The sequence below is a fragment of the Azospirillum brasilense genome (assembly GCF_022023855.1).
Classification (GTDB): domain Bacteria; phylum Pseudomonadota; class Alphaproteobacteria; order Azospirillales; family Azospirillaceae; genus Azospirillum; species Azospirillum brasilense_F.
This window is the reverse complement of sequence record NZ_CP059451.1, coordinates 88,997-107,798: the sequence shown is the minus strand read 5'-3', so window position 1 is coordinate 107,798 and position 18,802 is coordinate 88,997. Positions and strand designations below refer to the sequence as shown.

General features: G+C 69.6%; 13 protein-coding genes. 5 read left to right on the top strand and 8 right to left on the bottom strand.

Features of this window, described 5'->3' with window-relative positions; all coding sequences use genetic code 11:
- Nucleotides 1-27 precede the first annotated feature (27 nt).
- The 5 genes from H1Q64_RS23150 (at nt 28) to H1Q64_RS23130 (ending at nt 4,531) form a co-directional block, all read left to right on the top strand.
- The gene (locus H1Q64_RS23150; protein WP_051658660.1) at nt 28-1,014 is read left to right on the top strand and encodes an ABC transporter substrate-binding protein; all 987 of its coding nucleotides are present in this window, start codon (nt 28-30) and stop codon (nt 1,012-1,014) included.
- Between the two features lie 79 nt (nt 1,015-1,093).
- The gene (locus tag H1Q64_RS23145) at nt 1,094-1,975 is read left to right on the top strand and encodes an ABC transporter permease (protein ID WP_035681614.1); all 882 of its coding nucleotides are present in this window, start codon (nt 1,094-1,096) and stop codon (nt 1,973-1,975) included.
- A gap of 127 nt (nt 1,976-2,102) precedes the next feature.
- Nucleotides 2,103-2,870 carry an ABC transporter ATP-binding protein gene (locus H1Q64_RS23140; protein ID WP_200486404.1) on the top strand — a complete coding sequence of 256 codons (768 nt, stop codon included), beginning with the start codon at nt 2,103-2,105 and terminating at the stop codon, nt 2,868-2,870.
- Nucleotides 2,867-3,757 (top strand): polysaccharide deacetylase family protein, encoded by an 891-nt coding sequence (locus H1Q64_RS23135; RefSeq protein ID WP_237906917.1) that lies wholly within the window; start codon nt 2,867-2,869, stop codon nt 3,755-3,757. Before H1Q64_RS23140 ends, H1Q64_RS23135 begins: the two co-directional genes overlap by 4 nt.
- A 3-nt stretch (nt 3,758-3,760) precedes the next feature.
- Nucleotides 3,761-4,531 carry a short-chain dehydrogenase/reductase gene (locus H1Q64_RS23130; protein ID WP_237906916.1) on the top strand — a complete coding sequence of 257 codons (771 nt, stop codon included), beginning with the start codon at nt 3,761-3,763 and terminating at the stop codon, nt 4,529-4,531.
- A gap of 27 nt (nt 4,532-4,558) precedes the next feature.
- Here the strand turns inward: H1Q64_RS23130 and H1Q64_RS23125 are convergent, their stop codons facing one another.
- The 8 genes from H1Q64_RS23125 to H1Q64_RS23090 form a co-directional block, all read right to left on the bottom strand.
- Complete coding sequence (locus H1Q64_RS23125; protein ID WP_237906915.1) at nt 4,559-8,629, bottom strand: tetratricopeptide repeat protein; 4,071 nt, start codon at nt 8,627-8,629, stop codon at nt 4,559-4,561.
- Between the two features lie 364 nt (nt 8,630-8,993).
- The gene (locus H1Q64_RS34000; protein ID WP_330874604.1) at nt 8,994-9,836 is read right to left on the bottom strand and encodes a lysozyme; all 843 of its coding nucleotides are present in this window, start codon (nt 9,834-9,836) and stop codon (nt 8,994-8,996) included.
- Between the two features lie 2 nt (nt 9,837-9,838).
- Complete coding sequence (locus H1Q64_RS23115) at nt 9,839-10,084, bottom strand: hypothetical protein (protein ID WP_237906914.1); 246 nt, start codon at nt 10,082-10,084, stop codon at nt 9,839-9,841.
- 73 nt (nt 10,085-10,157) lie between these two features.
- A complete protein-coding gene (locus H1Q64_RS33885) occupies nt 10,158-12,548 on the bottom strand; it encodes a tail fiber protein (protein ID WP_269145429.1) in 2,391 nt (796 codons plus the stop codon).
- Nucleotides 12,545-12,772 (bottom strand): tail fiber assembly protein, encoded by a 228-nt coding sequence (locus H1Q64_RS23105; protein WP_237906913.1) that lies wholly within the window; start codon nt 12,770-12,772, stop codon nt 12,545-12,547. The genes H1Q64_RS33885 and H1Q64_RS23105 overlap by 4 nt, the downstream gene beginning before the upstream one ends.
- Nucleotides 12,762-13,205, bottom strand: a complete 444-nt coding sequence (locus H1Q64_RS23100) for a hypothetical protein (RefSeq protein WP_237906912.1) — start codon at nt 13,203-13,205, stop codon at nt 12,762-12,764. Before H1Q64_RS23100 ends, H1Q64_RS23105 begins: the two co-directional genes overlap by 11 nt.
- On the bottom strand, nt 13,202-18,022 hold the full coding sequence (locus H1Q64_RS23095; protein WP_237906911.1) for a phage tail tip fiber protein: 4,821 nt from the start codon (nt 18,020-18,022) through the stop codon (nt 13,202-13,204). The genes H1Q64_RS23100 and H1Q64_RS23095 overlap by 4 nt, the downstream gene beginning before the upstream one ends.
- On the bottom strand, nt 18,022-18,801 hold the full coding sequence (locus tag H1Q64_RS23090) for a hypothetical protein (protein WP_237906910.1): 780 nt from the start codon (nt 18,799-18,801) through the stop codon (nt 18,022-18,024). Before H1Q64_RS23090 ends, H1Q64_RS23095 begins: the two co-directional genes overlap by 1 nt.
- Nucleotide 18,802: the final 1 nt, after the last annotated feature.

Genomic DNA, 18,802 nt, shown 5'->3' with positions numbered 1-18,802 from the left:
GGCGAACCATAAACAGGGAGACAAGTCATGAACTGGAAGCATCTGGGTCTCAACACCATCGGCGCGGTCATCGCCGGATGTCTGGCATTGTCACCCGCCGCGCGCGCGGCGGAACCCGCTCCCCTGCCGAAGCCGGTCGAGCTGACGGTGGGTTATCAGAAGGTGGGCCATCTCGCCCCGGTGGTGATGATCACCGACGACCTCAAGAAGCTCGGTGTCGAGTTGAAGACGGTCGAGTTCGCCCGCTACGCCGACGCGCGCACCGCGCTGCTCGCCGGCTCCCTCGACATGGCGACGGTCGGACCGGCCGACCTCGCGATCTCGCTGGCCCAAGGCGCCACCGACATGGTCGGCGTCATGGGCGTCGGCAGCTCCCCGAAATACGTGATCGGCCGCAAGGGCGTGAAGCTCGACAGCTGGGACGACCTGAAAGGCAAGAAGGTCGCCATCGCCCCCGGCTCGGCGGTGTGGTTCCAGTTCGCCGCGACCCTGACCGAGAAGAACATCCCCTACAACAGCTTCCAGGCCGTGAACATCCAGGGCGGCGGCGCCAACTTCGACCAGGCCCTGCAGCGCGGCGAGGTCGACGCCATCGTCACCTGGGAGCCGTTCGAATCCATCCCCGTGATGGAAGGCTACGGCTTCTTCGCCAAGAACCTCGAATACAGCCAGTCCAAGTCGGTCGGCGCCGAGCTCGGCATGCTGGCCGCCAACCGCAAGTCGATGGCCGAGAAGCGCCCCGCCATGGAGCGGTTCGTCTGGGCCTATCTGCAGGCGCAGAAGAAGCTCGCCGCCTCGCCGGACGAGTTCACCAAGGCCTACGCGTCGCTGACCGGCCTCGACACCAAGCTCGCCGCCGAGGCCTCCAAGGTGATCGAGCTTGGCTCCGTCACCACGGTCGACCAGATCAAGCGTCAGGCCAAGGCCTTCAACGAGCTGGGCGTCATCCCGAAGGACGTGTCGGGCGACATCGAGAAGTACTGGGACGCCTCCTTCGTCGAGAAGGCTCAGTGACACGGCAAGCCGCCGCCCGGTTCGGCGGGCGGCCTTCCGACAGCGTGGCGGCCGACAAGAATGGCGGAGGACTGGAGTGATGAATGACGCGCCCGCAAGAGCTCTGGACGCGGCCCCCGTGCCGGCGGCTCCGAAGGTAAAGAGCCGGGGCCTGTTCCCGGCGGGCCGCACCGGGGCGGCGATGCGCGCAGCGCTGCTGCCCGTGCTGGTGATCGCGGCGTGGCAGCTCGCCGGATCGGGCGGCTCGCTGGCCGGCGGGGTGCTGCCGACGCCCGACCGGGTGTGGGACGCCTGGGTCGTCTGGGCCTTCGGCCCGCAGGGCATGGGCCTCAACCCCTACAGCGGCACGTGGCTGAGCAACGTGCTGTTCTCGTCGATGCGGGTCGCCCAGGGCTTCGTGCTCGCCATGGCCATCGGCATCCCGGCGGGGGTCATGATCGGCTGGAGCCGGGCCGTGTCCGGCACCGTGGACCCGACGATCCAGCTTCTGCGCCCCATCCCCATCACCGCGTGGCTGCCCTTCTCCATCGCCGTGTTCGGCATCCAGGACATGGGCGCAATCTTCCTGATCGCTCTCGGCGGCTTCTACCCGATCGTGGTGAACGCGACGCACGGCGCCCGCGACGTCGACCGCAACTGGATCAGGGCGGCCGAGATGATGGGGGCCAGCCGGTTCGACGTGCTGCGGCGCGTGGTCCTGCCGGCGGCGCTGCCCGCCATCTTCACGGGGCTGCGCATCGGTCTGGGCATCGCCTGGACGGCGGTGATCGTCTCCGAGATGGTCGCGGTCAAGTCGGGGCTCGGCTACGTGCTGTGGGACGCCTATTACGTCGGCCGCATGGACGTGGTCATCGCCGACATGCTGTCGATCGGGGCCATGGGCCTGCTGAGCGACCGCCTGATCGTCACCGTCGAGCACTGGGCCCTGCGCTGGCGCCGGCTGCAATCCGCCTCGCGCTGAGGCGAACACCGGTTCGCCTCGCACTTATATCGCCTCATTCGCCGGCGGGCTTCGGCCGCACAGGCGGCCGGGACCGCCGTCGCGGTCCAAAGCGGATCACGATCCGCTTTAAAGGACGGAGACACACATGGGCACCATTCGTTTCCGCGAGGTCGTGAAGACCTACCCCGGCAAGGAGCCGGTCGTCGCGCTCGACCGCGTCAATCTCGACATCGGCGAGGGCGAGTTCGTGGCCCTGCTCGGCCCCTCGGGCTGCGGCAAGTCCACCCTGCTCAACCTCATCGCCGGCTTCGAGGACATGACCTCCGGCGCGCTGACCTTCAACGGCGGCACGGTCGACAGCCCCGGCCCGGAGCGCGCTGTCGTCTTCCAGGAGGCGGCCCTGCTGCCCTGGTTGACGGTGGAGCAGAACATCGCCTTCGGGCCGAGCGTCCAGAAGCGGCCGCGCGCCGAGTACGAGCCGAAGATCCGCGAACTGCTCCGCATCGTCGGGCTGGAACGCTTCGCCGACTCCCTGCCCTCGCAGCTCTCCGGCGGCATGCGCCAGCGCGTCGGCATCGCCCGCGCCCTGGTCATGGACCCGAAGGCGCTTCTGATGGACGAGCCGTTCGGCGCGCTCGACGCCCAGACGCGCATGAGCATGCAGCAGTTGCTGCTCGACGTCTGGCAGTCGCTCGGCACCACGGTGCTGTTCGTCACGCACGACATCGACGAGGCGATCCTGCTCGCCGACCGGATCTGCATCATGTCGGCCCGGCCGGGGCGGATCACCCGCGAGATCACGGTGGACCTGCCGCGGCCCCGCTCGGTGGACCAGTTGACCGACCCGGCCTTCATCCGGCACAAGGCCGCCATCATGGCCGAGATGCGCGAAGCGCAGAAGGAACACGCATGACCAACCCCCGGATCAGCTACCGCCTGTCCGACGCGCGGCCGTCGCTGCCGGACTTCCAGGGGCGGCGGATCATCGCCCATCTGGTCGTCAACGTGGAGAACTGGCGCTTCGACGAGGCGATGCCGCGCACCATCATCACCCCGCCCCACGGGCGGGAGACGGTGCCGGACGTGCCGAACTTCAGCTGGGCCGATTACGGCATGCGCAGCGGCCTGCCGCGCATTTTGAAGCTGTTTCGCGACCGCGGCGTGCCGGCCTCGACCAGCCTCAACGCCGGCGTCATCGACGCCTACCCGCAGGCCGCCGAGGCCATGCTCGCCGCCGGCTGGGAGTTCATCGGCCACGGCATGCACCAGAAGGCGATCAACCACGCCGGCGACGGCGAGGAGGCGCTGATCGAGGCGGCGCTGGACCGCATCCAGCGCTTCACCGGCAAGCGCCCGCGCGGCTGGCTGAGCCCCGGCCTGCGCGAGACGGTGCAGACGCCCGACCTGCTGCGCCGCCAGGGCGTCGACCATGTGTTCGACTGGGTGGTGGACGACCTGCCGAGCTGGATGCGCACCGCGCACGGCCCGCTGCTCGCCATGCCCTACAACCTGGAAATCAACGACTCCATCGTCTACGCCATCGAGAAGCACGCGACGGGCGAGATGCTGAGCCGGCTCGGCCACACGCTGCGGCTGTTCGAGCGGGAATGCGCGGAGAACCCGCGCGTTCTGGCCATCGGCCTGCACCCGCATCTGATCGCGGTGCCGCACCGGCTGCACGAGCTGGAAGCCATGCTGGACCTGTTGCAGGCCTCGCCGCACGTCGCCTTCGCCACCGGCCCGCAGATCGCCGACTGGTACGCGGCGGCCGAGCCGGCAGCGGAACAAGCGGGGGGCTGAGCGATGGATTTGAACCTGTCCGGCAAACGGGTCCTCGTCACCGGGGGCTCCAAGGGGATCGGGCTCGCCTGCGCCGAGGCCTTCGCCGCCGAGGGCGCCCTGCCCGTCCTGGTCGCCCGCGACGCGGCAGCGCTGGAGACGGCGGCGGCGGGCATCCGCGCGCGTCACGGCGTGGCGGTCGAGACGATGGCCGCCGACCTTGCCGACGGGGCGGCCCGCGAACGCCTCGCCGCGGCGCTTCCCGGCATCGACGTGCTGGTCAACAACGCCGGGGCGATCCCCGGCGGCAGCGTCCTCGACCTCGGCATGGCCGAATGGGAAGCGGCGTGGCAGCTGAAAGTCTTCGGCTACATCCACATGACGAAGCTCTTCGTCGAGGCGATGCGCCAGCGCGGCGGCGGGACCATCGTCAACGTCATCGGCATGATGGGCATGACGCCGCGCTGGGACTACGCCTGCGGATCGGCGGGCAACGCCGCCCTGATCGCCTTCACCCAGGCGGTGGGCGCCCGCAGCACCGACTGGAACGTCCGCGTCTTCGGGGTGAATCCTTCGGCGACGCGCACCGACCGGGTCGCGGCGGTCTACCGCAAGCGCGCCAAGACGCGCTTCGACGACGAGGAACGCTGGGCCGAAGCCCTGGGCGATCTTCCCTTCGGACGCCTCGCCGAGCCGTCGGAGATCGCCTCCCTCGTCACGCTCCTCAGCTCGCCGCGCGTCGCCTACCTGTCGGGCTCGGTGGTGGACATGGACGGCGGCGGACGGTTCCGCTGAACCGGATCGCGCGACGGCCCTCCCCGGTCACGCCGGATGGGCCGCGTGGGAGCGCACCCGCTCCGCCAGCGCTTCCGCCAGTTGGGCGACGGCGGGCTCCCAATCGCCGGGGCTGGGCTGGTGGAACAGCCGGAGCGTCGGGTACCAGGGGCTGTCCGTCCGCTGGGTGAGCCAACGCCAGCAGCCGGAGTGGCGTGACAGCACCCAGACCGGCAGGCCCAGCCCGCCCGCCAGATGCGCCACCGACGTGTCCACGGTGACGATCAGGTCCAGGCAGCGCATCAGCGCCGCCGTGTCCGCGAAATCCGTCACCGCGTCCATCGGGTCGATCAGCGCCATGCCGAGGGGCGGCTCCTTGACCTGGGCCGCGGGACTTCCCTTCTGCAGGCTGACGAACAGCGCATCCCCGGCGGCGGCCAGCGGGGCCAGAGCGGCCAGCGTCAGGCTGCGCCGCCGGTCGACCGCGTTGGCCTTGGGGCTGTGCGGGCGCGGGTCGCCGGACCAGACGAGGCCGACCTTGAGCCGCCCGTCCGCGGGCAGGCGCCCCCGCCACCGCTCCACCTCCGCCGGATCGACGGACAGGTAGGGGACCGCCGCGGGGATGCTGCCGAGTTCCGTTCCAAAGGCCCGCGGCAGGCTGAGCAGCGGGCAATGGAAGTCCGTCGCCGGCAGCCTGCCGTACAGGTCGTACACGCCCTCCAGTCCGGGAATGCGCTCCATCAGGCGCCGCAGACCACTGTGGACGGCCAGATGGACCCGGCCGCCCCGCTCCGCCACCAGCGGGGCGTAGCGCACGAATTGCAGCGTGTCGCCATGGCCCTGTTCGGCGTGCAGCAGGATGCTCCGGCCCTCCAGAGGCTCGCCCATCCACAGCCGGCCCGGCGCCTTGGGAACGGGGATCTCGCCGATCCGCCAGCGCTCCTCGTAATGCTCCCACCCTTCCCGCAACCGGCCGCTGGTCAGCAAGACCAAGGACAGGTTGAAACCGGCCTGGGCGCTCTCCGGGTTCCGCTCGATGAGCGTGCGGAACCCGGCCTCCGCCTCCTCCAGGCGCCGCAGGTCCAGGCACAGCACCGAGAGTGCGTTCAGGGCGGCGCCATGGCCCGGCACCAAGGTCAGGGCGCGACGGCACAGCGCCTCCGCCACCCGGAAATCCGGCATCCCGGCCGCCGAGGAGCGGATGGTTTCGCCCATGTTGGCATAGGCCACAGGATGCGCCGGGGATAGCGCCACCGCACGCCGGTAATGGTCCAGTGCCAGGGCCGTGTCACCCCGCTCCTGCAAGGCGCTGCCGGCGTTGTTCCAGGGGTCGGGATAGCCCGGACGGAGCTGGATGGCCCGGCGGTAGTGGCGTCCCGCCTCCTCCTGGCGCCGCAGGCCGAGCAGTGCACCGCCGAGGTTGTTGAGCGCCTCCGGAAAATCGGGTGCAAGCGCGAGCGCCCGTTGCAGCATTGGCAGGGCTTTGGCGTGCGCGCCGCTCTTCAGCGTCAGATCGGCCCGCTCGCGCCACGCGTGAGCCGCTTCCGGGTCGAGACGGAGGACGCGCCCGAGCAGCCGTTCGGCCAGTTCCCGGTCGCCGCGCTGCCCGGCCAATCGCGCGGCGTGGCCCAGCGCCTCCCCGTCGGTGGGGAGAAGCGCCAGCCCCCGGCGTCCAGCCCGCTCGGCCAGGCCGGCTTCACCCCGCTCCAGCGCCGCATGGCCAAGCGTGCGCCAAGCATCCGGCAACAGGGGCGACAGGTGCACCGCGCGCCGGGCCTGTCGGTCACCATCGCCCGGCCGGCCGGCGGCCACCGACAGCTTGGCGAGGTTGACCCACGGCTCGGCATAGGCGGGGTCGAGCGCCACGGCCTGCCGGAAGCACAGGACGGCGGCCTCCAGACGGTCGGCGGAGCGGCGGCACTCGCCCAACGAGTTGCGGAACGTGGCGCGACCCGGCTCGACGGACACGCCACGGTCGATCCAGCGCTCCGCCGCGGCCTGGTCCCCACCGACCAGATTCGTCAACCCGAGGAGATGCAGCGCGTCCCCCCTCGCCGGGTCGGCGGTCAACGCCCGGCGGTAGCCGGCTGCGGCTTCCGTCAGGCGTCCGGAGCGGTGGGCGGCGACCGCCGCCTGCAAACCCGCCCCGAGGGGATCGCCCCGAAACGCCCCCGCCGGATCGGGCGCCCGGTCCGTCGTCCGCCGGGCGGCCGGTCCGGGACCATCGCCGCCGGAGACCAGCTTGGCCAGCGCGGTGGCCAGCCGCGCGATCGGGGCGTCCCAGGCTCCCGGTTCCTCCTGGTAGAAGAGACGCATGGTCGGGTACCAGGGGCTGTCCTCCCGGTGGCCCAGCCAGCGCCAGCAGGCGTCGAATCGCGACAGCACCCAGACCGGTTTGCCCAGCCCGCCCGCCAGATGGCAGACCGAGGTGTCGACCGTCACCACGAGGTCCAGCTCGTCGATGAAGGCCGCGGTGTCGGCGAAGTCGCGGATGTGGCCGGTCCAGTCGATGACCTCCATCCCCGGGGGCGGCGCCTTGGCCTGGGCGCCCGCCTCCCCGATCTGCAGGCTGTAGAAGGCGATGTTCGGAATGGCGGCCAGGGGCGCGAGAGCGTCCAGCGTCAGGCTGCGCCGACGGTCGACGGAGTTGGCCTTGAGATCCCCCTTGCGCGGCTCGCCCGCCCAGACGAGGCCGACCTTCAGCCGCCGCTCCCCGGCCAGACGTTCCCGCCAGGACGGACGGTCGCCCTCGCTGGCGCGCAGATAGGGCATGGCGTCGGGAATGCTGTCCAGCCGGGTCCCGACCAGCCGGGGAAGGCTGAGCAGCGGCGCGCACAGATCGCAGGCCGGCGGCTCCTCATCCATTCCGTGAACCGCCGTGACGCCGGGGGTGTTGGCGAGCAACCGCTTCAGCAAAGGCTGCACGTGCAGGAACACACGCCCGCCGCGCTCCGCCAGCAGGGTGGCGTAGCGGGCGAAATGCAGGGTGTCGCCATGCCCCTGCTCGGCGGTCAGCAGGATGCTCCGCCCGTTCAGAGGGCCACCGTCCCAGGCCGGAGCATGGCGCGGGTAGCCGGCGCCCCACATCGACCAGCGCGCCTCGTACAGCGCCCAGCCGCGGGCGAAATCGCCGCGCTGCAACAAGGTCATCGACAGGTTGAAACGGGCCACGGTGCTGTCCGGGTCCAGGCGCAGGGCACGCTTGTTCCAGCGGATGCTCTCCTTGCCCTCGTTCCTGGCGTGCAGGAGCAGGGCGAGGTTGACCAGGATGCCGGAGCTGCCCGGGTCGAGGATCAGGGCGCGCCGGATGGCGGCGGCGCCGCGCGCGAATTCTCCCTTCATCATCCAGGTCAGGGAATCCTGGGCGTCCGCTTCCGCCGCCATGGGGTTGATGCGGCGGCCGCGCCCCGTGGTCCGCAAGGCCCCTTCCAGATTGCCGTCGTGCATCAGGCCGAAGGCCAGATGGTTCATCGTCTGGGCAAGGCCCGGGGCCAGCGCGACGGCTTGGCGCAGCGCGTCCAGGGCGCGGCGGGTTTCCTTCACCTCGCACAGGGCGACGCCGTAAGCGGCCCGGAGGCTGGGGCTGTCCGGAGTGGACAGCACCGCCCGGCGGAGCAGGCGAGCCACCGTGTCCGGCTGGTTCATCGGCTGGAGCATCGTGGCCAGATTGCGCCATCCGGCGGCGAAGGCCGGGTCGAGGATCAGGGCGCGTGCGGCCAGATGCCGTGCCGCGCGCCCGTTCCCCGTGTCCTTCATCATCAGCCCGAAGGCGGCCAACGCCTTGGGATAGGCCGGGCGCAGCCGCAGCGCCCGCGTGAAGGCAATGGTCGCCTGCGCCTTCCGCCCGGTCATGCGCAGGGCTTCGGCGAGATTGTGCATGGCCTGTGCGCGGTCCGGCGCGAACAGCATGACGCGGGCAAAGCAACGTGCGGCGAGACGGTTCCGTCCGTCCCCGAGCGCGATGCCACCGAGCCGGAGCCACGCCTCCTCGTTGGAACCGTCGATGGACAGCATATTGCGCAGCAGCGCCTCCGCCGCATCGGGGTGGCCGGCGCTTTGGAACCGGATTACATCGGCGATGGGGTTGACGATCACGCCGGCGGGGGGGGAGGGAGGCATGGTATCGCTGGATCAGGGACCGTGGAAATGCGGCAGGGCTTGCGGCGCGAACGCGGCGGTCCGGCTGCCGGAGGGGACGGCGTCGCGGCCGCGAACGGCGACGAAGGCCCGGCGGGGGCAACGGCCCCGAACCAGGGCGGACGGATCGTCAAGGGAGGTTGGCATCATGCAGAGGCTCCGAGCAGAGGACAGATGCTATCCTGGGATCGACCCGCTTTCTCCACTGAATTGTGCCGCCAGCTTTAAAAAAACCCATTGAGCGGCGTGGTACGCCGCTCAACGGTTGCGTGATCGGCGACGAAGGCACGAAGACGGGACTCGCCCCATGCCTTGCCATGAGGGCATCCGAGAGCCGTCCTTGCGGTCAGCCCCGGGTCCGGCGCGCCCGCCACAGCAGCGCCAGCGTGACCACCAGACCGGTGGCCAGGACCGCGACCGCCGGCGACGGCGCCCACCCGAGCAGCCGGGCGAGGCCGTGGATCTGGGTGGTCACGCCCTGCGCCTGGGCCGCCACCCCCTGCGCCTGCTCGGCGAGGTCCTGCACCTGCTGAGTCACCTGCAGCACCGGCGCCAGCACCTCCGCCACCACGCCGAGCGAGCCGCCGATCGCCAGCGTCCCGGCGGCGGCGCGGACGGCGGCGGTTGGGACGGAGGGCGTGGTCGGCTCGACCGTCTGCGCCATCGGACCGTCGTCGAGTGCGCGGCGCCAGTCCGCCCCACGGAACAGCAGTTCCTCGGCGCGCCGACGCCGCACCAGGCCGGGCAGCACCCGGCCGCCGCCATACACCCATGCGCCGAACTCGGCGGCGGCCCCGGCACTGTCACCGGCGTTCAGCTTGCGCAGCAGGGTGGAGGGCTTTCCGCTGCGCAGACGGACGAAGCCGTCCTTTCCGGAATCCTTGCCCTTCCTGGCCCGGCCCGACCCGACGTTGAAGACGAAATCGATCAGCGCGGCCCGCTGTCCGTCGGTCAGGGGCACGGTCACGGCGCCGTCCACGACCGCGGCCGCCTCGGCCAAGTCGCTGGCGAGCAGACGCTCCGCCTGATCGGTGGTTATGGCGTCGCCCGCGGTCACGGCCTGGGTGTGGCCGTAACCGATGGTCCACACGCCGGCCGGGCAGCGGTATGCGGTTCGGGACAGTCCCTCGAAGTGGCGGGCCAGATCGAGGGCGGTGGGCGGGGGGGCCGCCCGAAGGGTGGCGGTCATGGTCACTCCTGTAATGGTTCGGGGCGGGTATCGTTCCGGCGCGGGCGGAGCCGCGCCCGCAGGCGCGTCCACCACACCGGCGGGCGCTTGGCGACGTCGCCGAGCGCCAGGGCGAGGCGGACCAGCACCAGCATCAGCCCCAGCGCGGCGGTGGCGAGCTGGAGGCCGAGCGTCAGGTCGGCGGCCCAAAGGGGAATGGTGGCCGCCACGGTGCCAGCGGGAAGGTCGAAGGCGGTGCGAGCGGTCATGGCGGGTCCTGCGGGCATGAAAAAAGCCGCCTCAAGGGCGGCCGGGCATCAGACGGACGGGGGGTCGCGGCGGTCAGGTCTTGATGATGTACTTCATGCCGATGGCGGTCACACTGCTGTCCTCGACGGGGAATGGGATCATGGTGTTCGTCCAGGTGGTCTGGGTCGTATAGTCCCCCGTGCTGACGTGGCCATACTGCCGCCAATCGATCCCGTAGCCGTCCTGGGGGCGCTGCCCAGCGCCGATTGCGAAGAGGCCCCGCATGTCCGGCAGCTTGAATGTGGTGGACCCATCGCCGGCCCCCCATTCCTCGTAGATGGCTCCGAGCAGGTCGGGATAGTCGTCCCGCGACACCTCCGACCCATCGCACTCCAGCCAGCCTTCCGGGACGAAGGGACCCGCATACATCATCATGGTGCCCGGAGGGATCCCTCCGCCCCCACCCCCTCCGGACAGCATCGCCTTCAGCTCGTTGACCGCATTGACGAGGCTGGTGGTGTCGGAGGTCTGGAGGTTGTCGAGCTTGCCGATCCCTACCTGCATATCGACGAGGACCGGGATCAGGCCCGTGAGCCCCAGTTGATTTATCCGGCATCCGGCATCATAGGGGTTTATGGCGCCGACCAGCGTCCTGAGGTCCTCGGGGGTAAAGGCTTCGGTGGAGTATCCCAACCAATAGCGATCGACTTCAATGCCGAGCCCTCCCTCCATAAGCACGTCGAAGGGCAGCTCATGGGTGTGCTTGGATGGATCGACCGTTGCGGCGATGGCAACGTTGGCGGAGCCATCGAAGGTCACCGACCCCGTGACGCCCCCACTCAGGGAGATGGTCCGGGCGGTGGCGAGCTTGGTGGCGGTGCCGGCATTGCCAGAGACGGACGTCTGGGCGGGGTGGACGTGGTCCGCGCGGGCGGCCTGCCCCGAGGTGCCAACGGCCACCGTGCCGGGGGCCGAGGGGGTTACGCTGCCCACCGTCGCCTTGCCGTTCCAAGTCGCCTTCTCGGCGTCGGTCACGAACCGGTTGCTGGTATCCTGGGTGACCGTCGCGTTGATGCTGACGGCCCCGGACAAGTCGGTGGTCACCGAGCCGGTGACACCCCCGCTCAGGCTGATCGTGCGCGCGGCGGTCAGTTTGCCAGCCGACGCCACCGCCTTGGTGCTGTCGGCGGTGTTGTCCACGCTGCCCAGGCCGACGTCGGCTTTGCTCAGGGTGACATCGCCGCTCTTGCCCGCCACGGTCTTCACCGGAGCCGCAGCGGCGGCGCGGGCCGTCGTGAAGTAGAGGTTGGCCGATCCTTCCGGCACCGCGTCGGTGGAGCCGGGCGAGGCCGATATCTCGACGTAGCCCGATCCGGACCAGCGATACGTCTTGTTGGTGCCGGTGGCGACATAGATCTTGCCGGTCTCGCCGGAAGCCGGGAAGTTGCCGGTGGCTGAGAATTCCAGCACGTCGTCCACATAGGACGGCAAATAGGACGCCGGCACCTTCCCGTCGCCGCCGAGGGGCGTCACGCCGTTGGCGGCGCCCTTCTCACTGGTCGCGATCCGCGCCGTGCTGTCCACCGCGTTGATCGTGATGCCGGCACTGCCGTCGAAGGGGACGTTGTTGATGGTCACCGCGCTGGCCAGCTTGGTCGCCGTGCCGGCGTTGCCCGACACGCTGGTCTGCATTGGATGGACGTGATCCGACCGGGCCGCCGTGGCCGCCGTGCCGGCGGAGGCCGTGCCCGCGGCCGAGCCCGCCGTCGTGCCGACTGCGGCTTTGCCGTTGATCTGGGCCTGGATCGGCCCGGTCACGCCGTCGAGGCAACCCAACTCCGTCACGCTCACTGCCGCCGGCCAGTCGCTGTGCGCGGTCACGCTGTGCGCCGTCGGGGTCCGGGCGTCGGAGAGGCGGCTGTCGCTGCCCAGCACCACCTCGCCCGATGCCGCGTTGCCGCCGGCCGGGGCGTTCCTGGCCGCCGCCGAGCCAAGCGCCGCCTTGTCCGCCTTCTGGGCGGCCAGCGCCTGCTCCGCCGCCTGGGCGCGGGTGGTTTCGACCTGAACCGCCTGCTGAACGTTCACAGTGGCCTGAGCCGCCGAGGCCGCCGCCGCCTCGGCATGCTCCGCCGCGGCCTCTTCGCTGTGGCGGGCCGCCTGGGACGATGAAAGCGCCTCCTGCGGAGCGGCGACCGCCGCCTCGTAGAGCTGGATCATGTTGCTGGTGCGGGCCGCCAGATCGGCGGTGATCGACGCCGTGAAGTTCTGAATGATCCCGTACGGCAAAGCCCCGCCGGAAGTCCCGGCGAAGGGGGTGGCCAGGGTCAGCCGGTCGTCTTCGAACGACACGATCTCGTAAAGGCGCCCACCGTCCAGGGTAAAGACGTCACCGGCCTTCAGCTTGCCGGACCAGCGCGTGTTGGAGCCGAGCACGGTCGTGGACCCGTTGGTGACCGCCACGCGGCCGACTTTGTACCAGCTCATGCTTTCACCTTTTCGATCGTGGGTTGCGGGGGAAACACGACCTCCGCCGGGTTGGTGAAGGTGTAGTTGAGGTCGCGCAGCGCCTGCCGGTAGGCGGTCAGGGCCTGCCGGCAGGTTTCGGTCAGCGGGAAATCGGGCTGCATGTACCGGTCGGTGTCCGACAGCCGCCGACCGGCCTCGGCGGTGATCCCGCTCCAGTCGGCTATCACAAGGTTAAGCCGCATGGATCAGCACCTCGGTGTCTTGGTAGGGGAATGCATCGAAACGCAGGGTATGGGTGCCGGGGTGGGGCGAGGAGAACTCCAGCATCCCGTCGTCCACCACAAACCCCGCGCACGAGACCCTCAGGACAGTGCCCGAGGGTATGCCAGTGATGGTTGCGATGTCGGCGCCGTCGGATACGATCATCGTCTTGTCCACCGACAGCTGCATGACAGGCCGGGGCCGCACCTCCTCGGTCAGGGGGTCAATCCACTGGGTCAGCGGATCAAGCTGGACGCCCCACATTTTGCGTGCGTCGGCATAAAGGGGTGGCAAACCCTCATGGAACTGGCCCAGTCCGACGCTGATGATGCGCCCGGTCGTCCTGTCCCACTGGGTGTAGACCTGACTATCGGTTGCGACGGAACTCTCAACGTTCAGTGCGTTGGTGTTCACCGACGTGCCTCCATGACAGAGATTGAGCGGTACGCGATTGAGGCCACGCGACCGTCAACGTCCTTGTGCTTTTTCGCGAGGAAACGATACGCGCGCCACACGGTTGTCCCGTCGTTCCGGGCTGGACCGTCCAGCGGCTCGCGGTCGACAATGGTGTAATTCCAGGGCTGACTCATGCCGGCATTCCACAGGCCGCCGGTGACGTCTCCCGACGCTGCCGTTCCGCCCAGTTCGGGGAGCAGGTCAACCCAGTTCCACCCGCCGCCACCGGGGACAATTGAACCTCGCTGGATCAAGAAGACAAACAGCGGGTGGCTGGCCTCGCTATAGGCGGTAGCCCCAGAGATGGCCTGCATGGCCGAGCAGTTGACAATGACGGGACGCCCATAGCATTCGAGGGACGTCGCGACACACTCGGTCCATCCCCCGGTCCACAGCTCGGTGATGCTGGGCACGTACTCGGCCGCCGGGACCGTCACCTGATTGACCCCAATCTTCAGCGAGGTGACCGTGGTGTCGCCCAGCTGCGCAGAATTGCGGATGATGATGCTGTCCGTGGCAAGCTGGCCTCCGGTGATCCGGGTCACGCCCCCCGGCTGCCAGGGCTGCGCCACCGTAGCGTTTGGGGCGCATTCTCCCAGAAACGGCAGGGCGAAGAACAACCAGCTATCCACATGCCCTGGCGCAACCAGCGTGGCATACTTACGAATTTTTGGGCGCATCATGCGGGCATTTGCGGGAGCCGCTCCTTTGACCCGGAGGCGCTTCCAAGTGCCTAGCTGCAATCCGTCACCGGGGGTGTTGGAGACGCTGCCATCGTTGCCGGGGGCATCGGGCAAGGCGTAGGCAATCTCATTACCGCCTGCATCGAGCCATGATATATAAATCTGCACGAGGCAGCGGTGGGCGCTAACATAGACCGTGAATTCATAGAATTGACCGGGGACCGTCGGGATACCCAGCCAATTGGACGCAGGATGCGAGTAGTTCAGGTCGTAGAAGCCTGAGGGATAGCCGTTGTTCTGGAACACCGCAAGGGAGTGCCCGCCCTGTGGATGCCAGCCATCCTGATTATAAACGCGGATGATAGACTGTCCGGCATCACTGTTGTAGGTGTTGCGGTCCCAGCATTCCCACTGGGCACTGAGGTCGCTGTTCGTCAACAGATTGCCCGTCGAAAACACGGCGAACTTGTCCACGGTGAGCGCCCCGGCCTTCACTTCGCGGGCGGTGACCGTCCCGGCGGCGATGGCCCCGCCGTTGATCTCGGTGGTGTCCTCGTAAAACCAGCCGCCGACCGTGGTCAGTGTGTTGCTGCCATTCACCAGGATCTTGCCGGGGTTGATGCTCGTGCTGCCGGCGTTGATCCGCCCTGCCGGGTCCTGGGCGCCGGTGGCGGCGTTGCTGGCAACGGTGGACAGCGTGGACCCGCTGGCGCTGCCGATCCTGATGGAGTCGGTTAGCACGCTGCTGGCCTTCAGGTGCTTGGCGTCGATGCCGTTTGGGCCGATGTGGGTGTCACCGATCCAGCCCGTTCCGATAACCACAGAGCGCAGATAGACCGTGCCGTTCTGAACAACGAATGGGCTGATCTTCGAGCCACCCGGCGCCGTGATTTCGAACTTTTCGGCCAGGACAGTGAAGGTGCTGGTGGGCACGCCGTCCTTGGCGGTCGTGGCAAGGCCGAAACCTGAGACGTACCCATTGACGTCCACCTTGACGGTGTACTGCGCCGACAGACCGTCGATGCTCAAGGCTTGCTCTTGGATCGCGGCGTAGTTGCCATCGGCGAGGGTTTGCACGGTGTCGATGCGGGTGGACATGCTCCCAAGGGCAGACGCCCGCGCGTCCGCCTCCTGCTGCACCATCGCCACCATCTCGCCCGGAGCCAGCGACCAAGCGGAGGGGGTGTTGCCCTCCTCAAGCTGGACGTCGGTCACGTCCACCTGGGCGCCCGCGAGGTTGTACTGGAAGAAGCGCAGCCGGCAGTTCTTGATCGCCGCCAGGGACGACTTCCACACGGTGCTGAAGGTCGTCCACTCCGAGGACGTGACGGCGAATGCTGTCTCGGGGAGGGTGTCCGGGTTCAGGTCGGCGTGCAGCTCGCTTGAGGCGCCTGCCACCAGTCGGGCCTTGAAGGACAGGACATAGTCGGTGTCCGGTTTCAGCTCGGTGAGGACCGGGGAGACGGTGCTCTGGGCGTTGCCTGAGACCCGCACCCGGTACCGGCTCGCAAATGTGGCGTCCTCCGTAAGGGGGAAGGCGCTTGTCCAGCGGTTGAGGCGCTGCACGAGGTTGGTCCCGCCGGAGAACCGGGCGAACAGCTTCGTGATGTGCTGGGACAGCGCCTCATCCTCGTTGGCACGGGTCGTCGCCTCCGTCTGGATGGCGGCGACGTTCTGCCCGATGCGGGGATCTTCCGCGCTCTCCCATGCGGTTCCCGACCAGCGCTTTGGAACGCTGTTGTTCGCTGTGTCGTACCAGACGTCGCCGGTCTGGGGCGAGGCGGGGGCGGAGGCCTGCCGGAAGGTGCGCACCCGGTCGGCCTTGCTGATCGCCGTGTTAACCTGCGTCGTCAGCGCCGCGTCACCATCGGCACGCGCCGTCTGCTCGGCCTGGATGGCGGCGGTGTTGCTCGCCGTGCGCGGGTCCTCAACGTTTTCCCACACGGTCCCAGTGTAGCGTTTCGGCGCGTTGTTCGAAGACGTGTCGTACCAGATGTCCCCGGTCTGCGGGCCGCCGGGCGCCGTGGCCTGCCGGAACGTCCGGGTTCGGGTCGCCTGGGCGGACACCGTGGTGATCTGCGAGGCCAAGGACGCATCCGCGCCCGCCCGCGCGGTCGCCTCGCTGGTGATGGCCGCGGCGTTGGCGGCCAGCCGCGCGTCGTCCACCAACTCCCACGCGGTGCCGTTGTAGCGCTTGGCCGCGTTGCCGTTGGCCGTATCGTACCAGACATCGCCGGCCTGCGGCGCGGCGGGCGCGGCGCTCTGCCGGAACGTTCGGGACCGTGACGCTTGCGCCGACACGATGCTGATGCTGCTCGCCAGGGCGGAATCGCCGTCCGCACGGGCCGTCTGTTCAGCGACCACCGCGGCGGCGGTCGCCGCGATGCGCGGGTCCTCGGTGGACTCCCAGCCCGTCCCGGACCAACGCTTGGGGGCGTTGTTGCTGGCGGTGTCGTACCACAGGTCGCCAGCCTGAGGGGCGGCGGGGGCCGTGGCTTGCCGGAACGTCCGGGTTCGGGTCGCCTGGGCGGACACCGATGTCAGCGTGTTCGCCAGGGCGCCGTCGGCGTTGGTGCGGGCCGTCTGCTCCGCCAGAATCGCAGCGGCGTTGTCCGCGGTGTCGGCAACCACCGCGTCGATGCGCTGCCCAAGCGCGCTGTCAGCGTCGGCCCGCGTCGTCGCCTCGGCCTGCACAGCGGCCAGGGCGTTGCCCGCCTGGGCGGCGACCAGGGTCACGCTTTCGGCTAGGGCCTCATCCGCGTCGGCACGCGCCGTCTGCTCGGCCTGGATGGCGGCGGTGTTGTCCTCCACGACGGCCCCGAGGGCGGTCAGGCTCCGGGTCAGCGCCGCCGTCTCGTCGGTGAGGATGGTGACCTCCTGCTGAAGACCCGTCTCCACGCCCGCCAGCCGGTCGCGCACCCCGTCAATCGTGGCGTCCACGCCGGTCATCGCCTGGGCGAGCCGCCGCTGCGCCCCCAGGCGGACCTCGTGCGCCGCCAGCACCGCCTCCAGGGCAGCCTCCTCCACGAGATCCAGGCTCGCCGGGTCCAGATCGGACAGCCGCTCAATGCGCTCGCCCAACTCCGCGGCGAGGTCCCCCGGCTCAATGCGCAGCGCGGTCACCGGGCCAAGGGCAATCCACTCGCCCTCATTGCCGCTGGTGTCCACGGACACGGCCCAGACCCAACGGGTGGCCCCCGCCGGCAGGCCGGTCAGCGTCACCCGGCGCTGCCCCGCCCCGACCAGCACGGCGGCGGTCTTATCGTCGGCGGGCGCCGCGTAGAAACGGACCTCCAGAGTGTCGGCGTCTGCGGGGGGCGTGAACGTGAACACCGCGCCACCGTAGACCTCGGTCACCACCATGTCCGTGGGCGGCCCCGGCGGCACGTCGTCGCCCGTCGCGGCGATGGTCTTTTCCAGCGTCCAGCTGGACACACCGCCGACAGTGCGGGCGCGCAGCCGCACGCCGTAGGTGTAGCCGCCGACCAAGTTGACAACGCAGCGCCCGCCCCCTGCCGGGATGAGGGCGGGATTCGACGCTGTGCCCGGCCAGCCGGTGGTCAGGCCGTCGCGAATCTCCAGCTCGTAATCCAGGCCGGAGACGCTTTCCCAGGTCACCACCAGCCGGATCAACGCCACGCCGTCCGGACGCCCGCCAGCCGAGGCGACATCGAGCAGCGTGCCCAGAGCCAGGCCGGTCGGAACCGGAATGTCGAGTGATCCGGCGCCGTACGTCCCGTCCGGCTGCACCACCACGGGCTGCCCGGCATGTCCGGCGTCGGGCGGCAGCAGGGCGTAGCGGCCGAGCTGCGTGGCGTAGACCCGCTGCTGCCCCGCCGGCCAGACGACACGGGCGCCCCCGTTGGATGAACCGTAGACCGCCAGATAGCGCAGCCGGTCCGGCGCCACCAGCCGCACCCGGACCAGCTCCGAAGTGAGGCCGTCCTCCCGGCACACCGTGGTCTCGTCGCCGACGGCCATTCGGCTGATGAAGGACCAGAAGGACGGTTCCGGCCCCTGAAGAATGATGTCGCCCTGGTCACCGGTCGAGGTGGTGACCTCCGAGGCGCGGTCAGGATAGACGAAGGCCATCAGAACCGCCGTTCTTTGATCTGGAAGGTTTTGGTGAAGATGCCGAGGCGGCTTTCGTTGACGCCGCCGGTGTCCACCGGCTTTCCCCACACCGTGTAGTGCGCAAGGTTCGGGGCGTTGGGCCGCGCCACCATCAGGATGTCGCCGGTCTTGCCCGCCAGCCGCTCGATCTCAAGCGCGACCTCGTCGCGCTCCCGGCGGGTCATCTCGCCGAATTCCGCGCTCAGAACGCGGCGCCGTGGCCCGGCGCGGGAGTACATCTGGCCGCCGGCGCCGTCACGCTCCTCCGACAGGTCTTCCCAGCGCACGCCCCAGTTCGCCTTGAAATTGAAGGCGAAGCGGTGCAGCGGCGCCAGGACCAGCCGGCCGGCGCGCGAAACCTCCCGGTCCGGATCGGTGACGGCCACCTCCCACACCCGCGCGGTGACCGTCGCCGGCAGCAGATGGATGGCGTAGTTGTGCGCGTCGTCGACATGCCCCGGCCCGGCATAAGTGTAGAGCGGGGCCGTCGCCAGTTCGGCCGCCGTCGCGGCCGCGCGCACCCGCAGGGTGGCCGCCGGCCCGGCGTTGACCAGAGGCAGCACCACCGCGTCCACCGGCTTGCCGGCGTGCAGATCGGCGCGAACCGCCAGTTCGGGACCGGCCTGCTCGTGATAGCGGGCCACGTGCTTGATTTGCAGCCGCTCCACACCCAGCGTGTCCGGTCCGGGGTGGAGGGCGGTCAGGGTGGCGGTGTCGGCGTGGTTGATCCAGCCGACCCGTGCCGTCAGGTTGTCCATG

Excerpts from the sequence above, each read along its gene's own strand:
- H1Q64_RS23150 (WP_051658660.1), top strand. The coding sequence starts at position 28 with ATGAACTGGAAGCATCTGGGTCTCAACACCATCGGCGCGGTCATCGCC.
- H1Q64_RS23145 (WP_035681614.1), top strand. The coding sequence starts at position 1,094 with ATGAATGACGCGCCCGCAAGAGCTCTGGACGCGGCCCCCGTGCCGGCG.
- H1Q64_RS23140 (WP_200486404.1), top strand. The coding sequence starts at position 2,103 with ATGGGCACCATTCGTTTCCGCGAGGTCGTGAAGACCTACCCCGGCAAG.
- H1Q64_RS23135 (WP_237906917.1), top strand. The coding sequence starts at position 2,867 with ATGACCAACCCCCGGATCAGCTACCGCCTGTCCGACGCGCGGCCGTCG.
- H1Q64_RS23130 (WP_237906916.1), top strand. The coding sequence starts at position 3,761 with ATGGATTTGAACCTGTCCGGCAAACGGGTCCTCGTCACCGGGGGCTCC.
- H1Q64_RS23125 (WP_237906915.1), bottom strand. The coding sequence starts at position 8,629 with ATGCCTCCCTCCCCCCCCGCCGGCGTGATCGTCAACCCCATCGCCGAT.
- H1Q64_RS34000 (WP_330874604.1), bottom strand. The coding sequence starts at position 9,836 with ATGACCGCCACCCTTCGGGCGGCCCCCCCGCCCACCGCCCTCGATCTG.
- H1Q64_RS23115 (WP_237906914.1), bottom strand. The coding sequence starts at position 10,084 with ATGACCGCTCGCACCGCCTTCGACCTTCCCGCTGGCACCGTGGCGGCC.
- H1Q64_RS33885 (WP_269145429.1), bottom strand. The coding sequence starts at position 12,548 with ATGAGCTGGTACAAAGTCGGCCGCGTGGCGGTCACCAACGGGTCCACG.
- H1Q64_RS23105 (WP_237906913.1), bottom strand. The coding sequence starts at position 12,772 with ATGCGGCTTAACCTTGTGATAGCCGACTGGAGCGGGATCACCGCCGAG.
- H1Q64_RS23095 (WP_237906911.1), bottom strand. The coding sequence starts at position 18,022 with ATGGCCTTCGTCTATCCTGACCGCGCCTCGGAGGTCACCACCTCGACC.
- H1Q64_RS23090 (WP_237906910.1), bottom strand. The coding sequence starts at position 18,801 with ATGGACAACCTGACGGCACGGGTCGGCTGGATCAACCACGCCGACACC.